Raw genomic sequence first — 12,781 nt, forward strand, 5'->3', positions numbered from 1 at the left:
CTCTATTATTCATACCGCAGAGCCTCGATAGGATCAAGTTTTGCCGCTTTATTGGCTGGATAGTATCCAAAAAACACCCCAATCATCATGGTTATCGAAACACTTAAGATAATGATGCCAATGGAGGTGCTGGCCGGATAGCCTAAAAGGGTCGAGCCGAGCATCCCCAGGATAAGGCCCAGGATAATCCCGATGATACCTCCGATCACACATATAATCACCGACTCGACGATAAATTGCATCTTGATATAAGAATTCCTGGCACCCAGCGCTTTCCTTGTCCCGATCTCACGGGTGCGTTCTGTAACTGAGACCAGCATGATATTCATCACACCGATACCGCCGACTAACAAGGATATGGCAGCGATTATGGAAATGGCGATGGAAACCGTGTTCAGCATGGAGGTCATACTGGAAATCGTACTCTCCATGTTCATAACGCTTACTTCCCATTTCGTGTTTTTTTCGTAAATCTTGGTAAAGTAGCTTTTGATGTCTTCTGTAAAAGTTGCCGCATCCACACCGGTTTTACTAACGATGGTAAAGGACTGATAGTTTTTGGTGGTGCTGTCCTGTTTGGCTAAACTTACCGGTATATAAAAATTAGTCCTTGTATCCCGCTCTGAAGAAGAGTCCGGTCCAAAGGCTGAAGCTTCATATTGGTAAACGCCAATAATAGTGTAGACTTCGATGTCGTCTGAAGAATAGATTTTTATTTCCTGGCCTAAAGGATCGACTCCAGCTGCAAACATGTTATTTACCAATTTATCCGATACAACGGCAACTTTTTTTACTGATTTCACATCTTTCTCTGTTATAAACCGACCGAAGAGCAGCTCTATATTATTGGCCCGTTCATAGCCATCATTAACTCCGGTGACACTGATATTGGCATAGAGCCTGCCGTCCTGAGCTTTCGCACTGCCGACACCTTGAGATAAACTTATGGCTTCAACTCTGTCTTCAAATCGCGATGCAAAGGCTTCAATCGTGTCCTCTGAGAAAAGATCGCTTTCTTCCGGGGCAGCCGCAGCCTGGTTAGGGCTACGAGGTCCGCCGCCAAACTCATCTCCTCCCCGTTCCCTTACATTAACCACAATCGAATTAGCCCCCATTTCTTCCATCGTGGATGTGATCGAAGCCGTCAGGGAGTTGCCGACGGTTACTATGGCAATGACTGAGGCAATGCCGATAATGATCCCCAGCATGGTTAAGATTGCCCGCATTTTATTGGCCTTTAACGCGGCCAAGGCCAGTAAGATATTTTCAACCATGTTCACCCGTTCTCACCTCGTTCCTCACTATGTTGCCCAGGCTTGGCGTTAATTTTTTCATCGATAATTCTGCCGTCTTTCAGCGTCACGATCCGATCTGTTTCTTCAGCCAACTCGTAATTATGGGTGATCAGGACAATGGTGGTTCCTTTGGTTTCATGAATCTGATGAAAAAGGTCCATAACCATCCGCCCTGTGACCGAATCCAGGGCGCCCGTGGGTTCATCAGCCAGTATAATCGCCGGATCATTGGCCAAAGCTCTGGAGATGGCGACCCTTTGTTTTTGTCCGCCGGAAAGCTCATTGGGCAGGTGATCCATCCGATCTTCCATCCCGACCAGTTTCAAAAGCTCCTCAGCCTTTTCCCTTCTTTCTCTGTTGCCCATTCCTGCATAGAGCATGGGCAGTTCAACATTTTTCAGGGCGGAATTGCGGGGGATGAGATTAAAGGTCTGGAAGACAAAGCCTATTTTCCTGTTTCGAATATCGGAAAGCTCGAGGTCCGACATATTCTGAATTGGCGCGCCGTCAAGTATATATTCACCTGAGGTGGGACGGTCTAAAGCACCGATAACATTCATCAGGGTACTTTTTCCCGATCCGGAGGCCCCCACTATCGATATAAATTCCCCTTTCCTTACCGTGAGTGAAATATTCTTTAAAATTTCCAATTCATTGGGAGTGTCAATATAAAACTTTTTGACAAGGTCGCGAATTTCTATCATCATCTCATTCATAATGCCTCCGCCTTATTTCATAGGTGATCCGGGCCGGACCTTATCCCCGGTTCTGGCACTGGCAGCATTATTCACTACCAGGACACCGTCAGCCAGCCCTCCTCCGGAAATCTCAGTATAGTAATCTGTCGTCATGCCCACCTCTACCACTGTCTCTTGCATGGTTTGCTGGCCATTTTCCACGGAGAGGATATAGACAATATTCTGCCCCTGGTCGTTGACGCTGACAGCATCATAAGGCACTGTGTATACATCCGCTTTTGCTTCGATAATGATGTTCAGCCGTGCATTCATGCCGATTTTCAACTGATCATTGGGCTCTAAGATGTTAACTTCTGTCTCAAACTCTACCGTTGTACTGGAAGTATCGGTAGAGCCATCGGCGGTCTTGGTGGAGGCCGGGGAAATTCTCACCACCTGGCCGGCAAAGAGTTCACCTTCAGTTGCATCCGTTTTGATATTGACCCTCTGCTCCGGCTTGACTTTATCGGCGTCATATTCTTTGACGTAAGTTGTTATTGTCAGCTTCTCCGCGTCCTCAACCACGAATAAAAGACCGTTTCCCGGCGAACCCACCTCCGCATACACGGCTGTCACAACGCCGCTTATGGGGGCTTTGATCGTGGCGTCGGCGAGGTTTTTTTCCAGCTTATCCAAAGCTATTTGCTGGCTGTCATTGTTATAGTCAGCCAGAGCGCTATTGTAGTTGGCCTCGGCTGTTCTTACATCCTGGGCAGCCTTTATTTTGGCGGCTTCCAGGCTTGCTGCCGCTTTATTATAGGTATTCTGGGCCAGCTTGTAACCGGCCTCCGACTGATCCAGCTCCTGCTTGGATACCGCGCCGAATTTATAGGACTCGACGTTGTTTTCATAGGTGTTTTTCTTCGTTGTTAAATCATTTTCTGCCGACTTGAGACTGTTTTCCGCGTTCAGCAGTTCCGTATTCATGCCCTGTTCATACTGCTTTTTGGTATCTTCATAAATGCGCTTTTTGCTTTCTAAATTGATGGTTCCGGTTTTTTGTGAAGCTTCAAGGGTGCTGCGCTGTTGGGCTATATCAAGCTCTAAGGAGGATGAATCCAGTTGAGCCAGGGGCTCCCCGACCTCAACTTTGTCCCCGATATTGACATAGATCTCTTTGACTGAGTAGCTTAAGGTTGAATAGACTTTTTGGGTGTTTTGGCTTTTAATACTCCCTGATACATCGACACTATTGATCAATTCAGTTTTAGCAAGTTTGGTGTTGGCGATATTGGCAGAAGCGCTTTTACTCCCTCCCAGCAATGCCGTTATCCCCCATATGCCAATGACCACAACCGCCAGAGCGGCTATAATTGTTGTTCTTTTGGGTTTTCTCAGTTTTTTCAGCAGTTTTGATTTATCCATCTTGGCTCCCCCTCAATAACTTTTGATGTTTTTTTGCAGAAAAGTATCCATTGCTTTAAAAAGAACTCAGAGTACGATGATTATTCAATCGGTCTACAATCAAAATAGGGAGGTCGGGAAAGGCCTGGTGAACCTCGTAGACGAAATTCCCCGGTTTCATTTCCTCCGGCTCCCCAACTACCAACTGCCTGATGCCATTGTGTCTTATATAATCAACAGCTATCCGATTGACATCGTCTCCCCAGTATACCTTCATTTCTGCATTCAATGACTTGCACACATTGAACAGATATTCCAGATAGGTCTCTTCAAGTTTTTGCATCTGACTGGATGGCTGTACGCTTAAAATCTTCATCTTTACAGCCAGGGATTCCGCAAGGGTATTCCCTGCTTTTATGAGCCTTGCACAGTTTTTCTGATCTGTGACACACACTAAAATTATTTTTGCTGATCCCATTCCTCTCACCTGTTTCTTTGTTTATTCATCAGAATCATAGCAAAGCATTGTGGCAAGAAAATGGCATGAGGATGAAAGATTATGGCAAGTAAATAAACATACAAGGACAGATGACTTCTGGTATACGGAGAGTCATCTGCCCTTGTAAAACTGTTGTTACCCATTATATTTTACCAGCTAACTTATACTCATAGGAAAGCGCTCTGATTAAAAGAAACATGTCGTTGGCAGGTTTTATATTTCAGGAGGCAGAAATGCCCTCACAAGATAAAGTGAAGGTAAAGGTACTGCCTTCATCTAAATGGCTTTCAACATAAATTTCTTCACCTAAACGCTGAATAATTTCAAAGGCGATGGCCAGCCCCAACCCCGTTCCTTGTGTGGAGTGGGCCTTATCAGCTTTGTAAAACCTTTCAAAGATATGGGGGAGGTCTTCCGGAGCGATCCCCATTCCCGTATCCGCTACAGAAACTCTAACCGTATCTCCGTCAAGGACAGTGCCTAAGGAAATCCTGCCGCCTGATTGAGTATACTTTATGGCATTATCCAGAAGAATGATCAAAACTTGTTCAACCAAGTCCATAGTGCTCATGACTTTCAGATCATGGACCAATGGTGCATAATCAAATCTTAAGCCCTTTTTCTGCGCCAGCGGTTTATAACGTTCAGCTACACTGCCCGTTACCTCGTTGATCAGGAATGCCTCAGAGCGCACCGGCTCTGTGTGAGACTGAAGACGGGACAAGGTAAGCAGATCGTTAATCAGCCGCGTCAGCCGCATGGTTTCATGCAGCATATGATGATAGTAGCGGTTTTTGGTATCCTCATCACTTACCATGCCATCGGCCAGTGTTTCCGATAAAGCCCTGAGGGCCGATACAGGTGTGCGCAGTTCATGAGAAACATTGGCAACATACTCACGCCTGGTTTGTTCCAGTCGTTCTGATTCTGTTATATCGCGGAATAAGCCAACGACACCGGCAATATGATGGGTTTCATCCTCCAGCGGACAAATTGTAACCCTTAACAGCATCTGCTTCCACTGCAAACTGCGGACGATGGTATATCCTTCGGCGAGAACAGCATCAAAATCTTCCCATAGCTCTTGACTGGGTATTAAACTCATACGTCCCTCCCCTTCATTTTTACCAAACATCCTATAGATGGAAGGGTTAATATGAGTAAAATTTCCCTCATTATCTATGGCCACAATTCCTTCGGCCAGACCGTCAATGGTTTGTTTCAGCCGGTTTCTTTCCAATTCCAAGGCGGAAATGGTCTCAGATAACCTTGAGGATAAATAGTTAAGGGAGTGGGCCAGTTCGCCGATCTCTCCTCCATACTTTTCATTAGCCTGTTCCTTAAGATTGCCATTTGCCATACTAATGGCTACATCACGCATTTGTTTCAATGGATTGGCAATATACCGTGCGGCACGATAGAGGGGAAAAGATAACAGCAAAAGAACACCTAAGGCGCTTATCCAGATCGAGCGGTTAAGTCCGGATAGGGCAGTAAAAATCTCTATCTGCGGCTTGCCTAGGAAAACCATGCCAACGATGCTGTCGTTATGCGTAATGGGCTGGCCTACTATCAAAAAGGGTCCCTTGCTAGCAACCACACTATCCCCTGATAAAACGGAGCTGAAATATTCTTTCAAAACAGGGTTAAGGTTCAGCCCAATCTCCGCATTTTTTCCCCGGAACAAGGTGGTCAGAATTTCTTCATTTTTAATAACCAGGTTGCCCTGCCCATCATAAACATGAACAACAAAGTTCCATATCCCTTTGTTAAGATTAAAATGTTCCTCAAGGTCATCTTTGCTCATAGTCCCCTGTTGATATTTCAACACCAAATCAGCGATCGCTTGCGCACTGGGTTTAAGTTCGCGGGTTTGCAATTCTCTAAACATATCATTGGTTGTAAACCAAAAAAAGATGGTGATCAGGAAGCTATATAAGGCAATTGTGGTGATCATTAGTATTAGGATGCGCTTGAGAAACGAGCTCTTCTTCTTCACGATACTTCCATTCCTGCTGTAGCAGCCTATAGTGATAGCTGCAGCTTTTTAAAAGATTGACTGCATCTACAGCAAATCCTTTTGTATAATTCACTTTTGTAAATTTGACACCTCAAACTTGTACCCTACCCCATAGATGCTTTTAATGCCCCACTTCATCTTCTCGCCGGCCAGTTTTTGGCGAATGCGCTTGATCTGTGTATCCACACTCCGCGTATCACCGAAGTAATCGGAACCCCAGACATTCTGAATGATCTGCTCCCTGTTAAACACCTGGCCCGGATGAGCGGCGAGCAGATATAAGACCTCGACTTCCTTGGGCGTGCAGCTGACCGGCACGCCATCCAGGCGCAATTCATAGGATGAGATATTGATCTCCAGTCCGTCGTATTTCAGGATTGGTTCATTGTCTCTGCTTTTCGGAAGTTTGCGGCGCAAAACGGTTTTTACCCGGGCCACTACCTCCCTGGGGCTGAAAGGCTTGACAATATAATCATCCGCTCCCAGCTCAAGCCCCAGGATCTTGTCGATCTCCTCACCCTTGGCCGTCAGCATGATGATGGGCACGTCCGTCGTTTTGCGCAGGGTCCGGCAGACTTCTATACCGCTGAGTTTGGGCATCATCAGATCAAGGATAATCAAATCCGGTGAGGTTTCATAAGCTTTTTGCAGGGCCTCTTCCCCGTCATAAGCCGAGCTGTAAGTAAATCCTTCCGCTTTCAGGTAAGCTGCAATCGTCTCGTGAATGATTAACTGGTCATCACAAATCAAAATATGTCCCGCTGTGCTCAATGAAAACTCACCTCAAACCTATTTTATCAATAAGCCATTTAATTCATCGACCGCTAAACTATAAGCATGGATGGCTTTTTGCAGCTTCACTTTTTGCTGGTTTAAGGCAATGGTATCGTCCACTACACTGCTGCCTTTGGCCGTTCCTAATGCTTCCTGGGATTTCGTGATATTTAAGGTGTACTCAGCATCCTCAAGGTTGATTTTTTCTATTTCCAGATCCCCTTCAAGATTCTTCAATTCATAGTATTTATTCCAAAGGGTTGCTTCCAGGTTTGGCTTTACTTGTTCCAGTTTAGCCTGGTTGTTGCTGACCTCCGCCTCAAGCTGCTGAAGTTGGTTCAGGTTATTGTCCACATAAGTATTATACCTGATAATGTCACATTCTATCTCAGCCAACTCTAATTTACCCTGCTGGCTTCTGTAGTCGTAGCTGTCTTCCCAAGCTTTACTTATCTTGTCTTCAATATCGGTATCATCAAACAGCACCAATTCTTCATCGAATTGTTCCAGCTTTATTCCCTCGGCCAGTTTTACGCCCAGATCTCTTGCCACCCCCATAAGGTTAAGGTTTATCTGTCTTTGGGTTGTATCCAGTTTGGACAGCATCTGCACTCTTTGCGCATCATATTGTTTTAAGGCGGATTGGGGAAGACTCCCTGAATTAATCTGGGTCTTTGTATGTTCTATGGTTTTATCCAGGGCGGCAAGTTCACTCTGGGTGTTGAGCAACTCTTCCTGAAACACACCTATCTCCAAGAACTGTTTCTTGACACTGCTTTTCAATTCCTTCAATTTTTCTTCTCTTTCATGTTTAGCCCCATCCAGTTCAAGCAATCTTTGCTTGGGGTATAACAGCTCTTCTTTCCTATAGGTTACATTCTGCTCTTCATCCCCACCAATGGATTTTCCCTTAGCCCAGTTTGATCTGTCCACGGCATCTTGGTATTGCTTTTCATAGAGGTTAATTTTATCATTCATCAGCTTTAATTCTTGGTTATGTTCTTCGATATACTCATAAGCTTTCTCTAAAGTCAGCATATCAATCACTGTAACTGCCTCAACTGTTTCACTTTCCTCACCTGCCTCACCTGTCTCAGCTCCTTCAACGGTCTCAACCGCCTCACCCTTAACCGTGGTGTTATCCGTACCTGCCGTTTCCTCCCCGGCCAGAGTCGCCATAGGAACGGAAACTGCAATCATTACTATCAAGGCCATGACAAGACTTAGTATCTTTTTCATGATATACCCTCCCTATTCGCCTATTGTGATATGCCAGGGCCTATGCCGCTGGCCAGATCCATCTTCATCTGCATAAACCAGGCATCCAATGACCCATTTTTCACCTGTATTTGAGCATCCATATATTCTTTTTCCGCAGTGAGCAGCTCTTCCTTACCTGCTCTTCCTAAATCGTAGTTTTGTTTGACAAGATCATAATCGCTTTGCGCCGACTCCAGCAGGATTTTGCTGTTTTCCCAGCTTCTTAGCAGTGACTCAAGTTCGCTGTATCCTGAAGTCAAGTCAAGCTCTACCTGAATCCTGGCTTTAGCGATTTCATTTTGCCCCTGGGCCAAGTCATATTGGGTGGTCGACTGATAATAATCAAGGGGCATGCTCTGGCTTTTATCCGGAGCCTCGATGGCCTGCCTGACTTTGGTTACTTCCAGAGAACTCTCCGCACTTGTTACTTCATATCTGCTGGATAGAGCGGCTTGGATATATTCCTCCAGAGGTTTGAGGGCAGCAGCCGGTTTGATGTTTTGGTCTATAAAGTTTGTATAGGTATTCTGCACCGGCTCCCCCATGATTTTATTTAAATTAATCACATCGGCAGCGTACGATCTCTGGTACTTTTTAAGGGTAATCAATTCCTTGGCCAGATTCGTTGCGATCACCCGGGCCTCATATTCCGATATCCCGCCGGATTTAAGCTTATTCTCCGCATCTTCATTCTCAAGTTCAAGTTTATCCACAAATTTCTGCTGCAGTTCAACTTTGTATTTATCCTTTAACATCGTTATGTAGTGCTGATAGGCAGTTAATCTTACCGAGCTTTCGGTTATTTGCAGGTCTCCGTAACTCAGATCAATCTGATACTGGGCATTTAAGGGAGCATAGATCACACTGCTTGCACTCAAGGCATTGGTTACATGTAAGTCCTTGCTGTATCTGTCAAGAGTAAGATTGGCCGCACTTGCTTTAGCTTTAACCTCCGTCGAATATTGGAGCGCCTTTATGGCAACTTTTTCGATATCCAGACTAGCCTCTGCTCCATAGGCCGTGTAGGCACCAAATACCATGATCAAGGCAACGGAAATCCCTATTATGTATTTTTTCACCGCATTCACCTGCTTTGTTAATGTATTGTATCTTGAACAATAGCAAAAGAATATGGCGGAAAAATGGCATGGCTATGAAAAATTGTGGCAAACGGCCAAGGGGTTTAGAAATCGCCAAAACGGCGAAATTCTAAACCCCTTGATGCAAAATCAGGGCTGGACCGGCAATCTAAAGAAAAAGCGGACGCCGTCCCGGGTATTTTCCACACCATAAACCCCATGATGAAGTTCCAGTATTTCCTTGGCCAGGGCAAGCCCCAGACCCGTACCTGCTTTGGCTGCCCTCGCTTCCCCGCGGTAAAATTGCTCCCAGATCTTTTGCTTGTCTGCTTCTGCCAGGGGGCTCCCCTGATTTTCGATGCTTATTTCTGCAGTCTGCCCATTGTCACTGACCACAATGGCGATGGCCCCACCCTTCTCCGTATGCCGGATGGCATTGCTGAGAAAATTGGTGATCACGCGGCTGATCAGTCCTTGATGCCCCACGACCCTCAGAGAATAAAGGTTTAAGGTTAGGAAGAGATTTTTCTCCTCGATTGGCTCAGCCAGTGACCTGGCTGCTTCAGTAATCGCCTGATCGATGGCAAAAGGAGCCATTTCCGGCTTATAGGTGCCTGAGGCAAACTTAGCCAGATCCAGCATATTCACAATCAGCACATCCATCCGCTCTATTTCGTCTTCCATGGCCTGAAAATAATGTTCTCTTTTTTCAGGGACAATGCCGTCTTTGATAATCGCCAGACAGCTTTTCATAACAGCCAGAGGAGTTTTCAGTTCATGGGATACTCCGGCAATAAATTCCTTCCGTGTCTTTTCCAAGCGCTTCTCATGATCGAGATCCCGTTTCAATTTCTCAATATATCCTTCCATCTGGCTGGACAGGTGATTGATATTTCGGGATAACTGGCCGATTTCATCCTCAGACCCCACCGGCAGCTTTTCTGTAAAATCCATCGCCGCTATCTTCCCTGTGATCCGGTTGATGGATAGGAGGGGCTTGGCCAGCCATTTGGAAAGAACGAAGGCCAAAACCAGCATACACAACAAGGCAAATCCCAAAAAGTAAGGATAGAATTGCCGGATAACCCCGATGGCCTCATCCACCGGCTGCAGGGAAGTCATGGCGAAAATATATCCCCTTACTTCATGTTCCCTATCCGGTTCGATGATGATCTTATACTCCGCAAAGTTCTCTACAGCCCCCCATTCTTTGCTGTCCTGAAGAGGCTGCCCCTGCTCAGCCAGCAGGCCGGCTTGAAATTCTTTGACCTGTTCCAAAAAATAATGTTCCTGATAGGGAAAAGCAATGTACTCCGACCGTTCCGGAAATACGGTTTTCGTTATCGTTCCTTTGTAGAGCCCGGTGCTCAGATGACTATAGGCTTGGTCGGCGTGAGGCCCATGAAGCTTGTTGGCAAGGTTTAAATTGACAACACCCGTCGAGCCGGTCTGGATATGATAAGGTATCCTTTCCTCGCCTATATTGACAGTATCAATGATGACCTCATCCCCGGCCTTTAAGGAAGATAGAACATCGGCAGAAAATTCCCCGGCAAAGGTGTACATGGGTATCCGCCAATGACCCTGTGCTTCATCCTGCAACTTTACTTCAATATAGTAATTTTCTACATCGCGGATCCGCCCATATTCATCCAATTCGGCAATCCAGACCCGGTTATGCTTATAGAGCTCTTGGGAAGCCGCTTCCGCCCCTAGCGTTGCCGCCCGCTCTGTGTATGCCTTCATATCCAGTCTGAGAGTATCAGATTTCTTGTTAATATAATACTTCTCAAAAAAGTAATTCTGGGTGATGCCCATGACTAAAAACAGCGTGGAGAATAAGAAAGCGGTCAGCAGGAACCATTTAAACACAATGCTTTTCGTCATAGCTGTTCCTCTGCGAATTTATATCCCGAACGGATCACTGTAACAATGCTGCTCCCTTTGCTGCCCAGCTTGGAGCGCAGATTCCGGATATGGCTGTTCACGGTCTTTTCATCACCGTAAAAATCATAACCCCATAGTTTCGTGATCAATTGCTCTCTGGTTATGACCAGCCCTTTGTTCTGCATTAAATAAGCGAGAATTTCAAATTCCGTATGAGTCAGATTGATGGGACTGCCCTCTACGGCAACACGTCTTGACCCCAGGTTGAGAACAATTCCGCCGGCTGAGATCTGCATGCCCTCCACAGTGCCTGAGGTTTTTTCCAGAAACCGTTTCACCTTGGCCATGAGCACCCGGGGACTATAGGGTTTGACCAGATAATCATCGGCTCCCAGCTCATAGCCCAGGAGAGAGTCATCCTCATCGGAACGGGCCGTCAAAATGATAATGGGGATACCGGAATTCCTGCGAATTCTACGGCATACCGACCAACCGTCAATCTTGGGCAGAACAATATCCAAGATCACCAAATCCACAGAGTTGGCATGAAAGAGCTCTAAGGCTTGTTCGCCGTCGGCAGCCGCTAAGGCCTGATATCCATTCTCTATCAAATAATCGACGATCACTTCACGCAATATATCTTCATCTTCAACCACCAATACTTTATTCATCCCATACCTCATCTGGCTTTATACCTCAGCCGCCTTCCTGCAGCAGTTTTTCCCATGGGCTTTGGCCATATAAAGAGCCTGATCACAAAGTTTGTAAAGCATATCAATCGTCGTTTCCTGACTGGGAGTGATACTGCAATACCCTACGCTTATGGTATAGTTTATTTTAAGGCCGGTGTCAACTGAGGAGTTCGCGATGATCCCTCTCAGCCGCTCCGCAACTTCTTGAACCTGTTTCTTATCTGTCCCGGGAAGCAATATGGCAAATTCCTCCCCTCCATATCTGCCGAACAAGTCGTAATCCCGCAATTGCTTTCTCAAGTACAATGAGATAAGCGCGCTGGAGCGCTTGATAAAGGTTTTGCGGTTCAATATATTGGTTAAGCCGTCAAAGGACGCCGCTTTCAGCAGTTTCTCGTCCTGCTTTTCTTTATCCAGAAGAATAAACCCGGTACTTCCCACGAGCATTACAATGTAGAGCAGTAAAAACAGCCAGGTATTGAAAATGCTTGTCGAGGCCAAATTCATATCTATGTCTGTCGTTAAAGCCGCAACCGCCCTGAAGAGCAGAAATAGTATGGTAATGCTGTAAAGGACGGCAATTCCTTTCTGCAGCCGGGAAGCCTTGTTATCTCTAAACAGCTTATACACGGGGTATACCATCAATATGGCTGTGATCGAAGAGGCAAAGGTGATCCTGACGTTTTCCGGAAAGCCGTATGCTGTCGCCCCAATAAAGACAACGATGCACCCAATCAGCAGAGTGGTATAAGCCTGTCTTACCTGAACTAAATCTTATTAGAACAGTTGTTATTATACAGCAAAAGAAAGTCTGGTAAAATATTCTTGAAGAACTGTAATCAGATAATTTTTGCTCTTTTTAAATCAAACTAAGATCCATCCTAAGAAATAAGCGCTATCGTAAAAAATAAAAGCAGGAAAAATTCCTGCTTCAAGATCAGATGTTCTCCCGTTGGTCCGCTGCCTGCAATTTCATAAAAGCTTCGTAACGGGTGCGCAGGGCCTGCTCATGATCTTCCTCATCTTTTTTCAATTGTTCAAAGAACTTTTTGACTTTCGGATCCGCCGCATTTTCAGCCAGCATTTGATAATGTTTCTGGGCCTTCATCTCATCCTCAATGGCTTCTAATATTCCGTCCAATATTTGCTGCATACAAATTCCCCCCTCTCCTTGGCCAATGTCTAATCGAGCCG

12 protein-coding genes are annotated in these 12,781 nt (G+C 45.7%); all 12 read right to left on the minus strand.

The annotated features are described in order from the left end of the window. Nucleotides 1-5 precede the first annotated feature (5 nt). The gene (locus BUA14_RS05065) at nt 6-1,280 is read right to left on the minus strand and encodes an ABC transporter permease (RefSeq protein ID WP_072771572.1); all 1,275 of its coding nucleotides are present in this window, start codon (nt 1,278-1,280) and stop codon (nt 6-8) included. Next, nucleotides 1,277-2,011: an ABC transporter ATP-binding protein gene (locus BUA14_RS05070; RefSeq protein WP_072771573.1), complete on the minus strand. Its 735-nt coding sequence runs from the start codon at nt 2,009-2,011 to the stop codon at nt 1,277-1,279. Before BUA14_RS05070 ends, BUA14_RS05065 begins: the two co-directional genes overlap by 4 nt. A gap of 12 nt (nt 2,012-2,023) precedes the next feature. Then, nucleotides 2,024-3,397 carry an efflux RND transporter periplasmic adaptor subunit gene (locus BUA14_RS05075; protein ID WP_072771574.1) on the minus strand — a complete coding sequence of 458 codons (1,374 nt, stop codon included), beginning with the start codon at nt 3,395-3,397 and terminating at the stop codon, nt 2,024-2,026. Between the two features lie 55 nt (nt 3,398-3,452). Continuing rightward, nucleotides 3,453-3,854 (minus strand): adenine nucleotide alpha hydrolase family protein, encoded by a 402-nt coding sequence (locus BUA14_RS05080; RefSeq protein ID WP_242954553.1) that lies wholly within the window; start codon nt 3,852-3,854, stop codon nt 3,453-3,455. Between the two features lie 241 nt (nt 3,855-4,095). Beyond that, on the minus strand, nt 4,096-5,874 hold the full coding sequence (locus BUA14_RS05085) for an ATP-binding protein (RefSeq protein WP_242954554.1): 1,779 nt from the start codon (nt 5,872-5,874) through the stop codon (nt 4,096-4,098). A gap of 90 nt (nt 5,875-5,964) precedes the next feature. Then, the gene (locus tag BUA14_RS05090) at nt 5,965-6,666 is read right to left on the minus strand and encodes a response regulator transcription factor (protein ID WP_072771576.1); all 702 of its coding nucleotides are present in this window, start codon (nt 6,664-6,666) and stop codon (nt 5,965-5,967) included. Nucleotides 6,667-6,684: 18 nt separating this feature from the next. Further along, entirely contained in the window at nt 6,685-7,908 is a 1,224-nt protein-coding gene (locus tag BUA14_RS05095; protein ID WP_072771577.1) for a TolC family protein, read from the minus strand. A gap of 20 nt (nt 7,909-7,928) precedes the next feature. Beyond that, complete coding sequence (locus BUA14_RS05100; RefSeq protein ID WP_072771578.1) at nt 7,929-9,008, minus strand: TolC family protein; 1,080 nt, start codon at nt 9,006-9,008, stop codon at nt 7,929-7,931. 150 nt (nt 9,009-9,158) lie between these two features. Beyond that, complete coding sequence (locus BUA14_RS05105; RefSeq protein WP_072771579.1) at nt 9,159-10,895, minus strand: sensor histidine kinase; 1,737 nt, start codon at nt 10,893-10,895, stop codon at nt 9,159-9,161. After that, nucleotides 10,892-11,578, minus strand: a complete 687-nt coding sequence (locus tag BUA14_RS05110) for a response regulator transcription factor (protein ID WP_072771580.1) — start codon at nt 11,576-11,578, stop codon at nt 10,892-10,894. Before BUA14_RS05110 ends, BUA14_RS05105 begins: the two co-directional genes overlap by 4 nt. 6 nt (nt 11,579-11,584) lie before the next feature. After that, nucleotides 11,585-12,217 carry a GGDEF domain-containing protein gene (locus tag BUA14_RS05115; protein ID WP_242954555.1) on the minus strand — a complete coding sequence of 211 codons (633 nt, stop codon included), beginning with the start codon at nt 12,215-12,217 and terminating at the stop codon, nt 11,585-11,587. 307 nt (nt 12,218-12,524) lie between these two features. Further along, entirely contained in the window at nt 12,525-12,740 is a 216-nt protein-coding gene (locus tag BUA14_RS05120) for a ferritin family protein (RefSeq protein ID WP_072771581.1), read from the minus strand. Between the last annotated feature and the right edge of the window lie 41 nt (nt 12,741-12,781).

Source organism: Desulfitobacterium chlororespirans DSM 11544, assembly GCF_900143285.1.
GTDB classification, from domain to species: Bacteria; Bacillota; Desulfitobacteriia; order Desulfitobacteriales; family Desulfitobacteriaceae; genus Desulfitobacterium; species Desulfitobacterium chlororespirans.

Excerpts from the sequence above, each read along its gene's own strand:
- BUA14_RS05070 (WP_072771573.1), bottom strand. The coding sequence starts at position 2,011 with ATGAATGAGATGATGATAGAAATTCGCGACCTTGTCAAAAAGTTTTAT.
- BUA14_RS05075 (WP_072771574.1), bottom strand. The coding sequence starts at position 3,397 with ATGGATAAATCAAAACTGCTGAAAAAACTGAGAAAACCCAAAAGAACA.
- BUA14_RS05080 (WP_242954553.1), bottom strand. The coding sequence starts at position 3,854 with ATGGGATCAGCAAAAATAATTTTAGTGTGTGTCACAGATCAGAAAAAC.
- BUA14_RS05095 (WP_072771577.1), bottom strand. The coding sequence starts at position 7,908 with ATGAAAAAGATACTAAGTCTTGTCATGGCCTTGATAGTAATGATTGCA.
- BUA14_RS05105 (WP_072771579.1), bottom strand. The coding sequence starts at position 10,895 with ATGACGAAAAGCATTGTGTTTAAATGGTTCCTGCTGACCGCTTTCTTA.
- BUA14_RS05110 (WP_072771580.1), bottom strand. The coding sequence starts at position 11,578 with ATGAGGTATGGGATGAATAAAGTATTGGTGGTTGAAGATGAAGATATA.
- BUA14_RS05120 (WP_072771581.1), bottom strand. The coding sequence starts at position 12,740 with ATGCAGCAAATATTGGACGGAATATTAGAAGCCATTGAGGATGAGATG.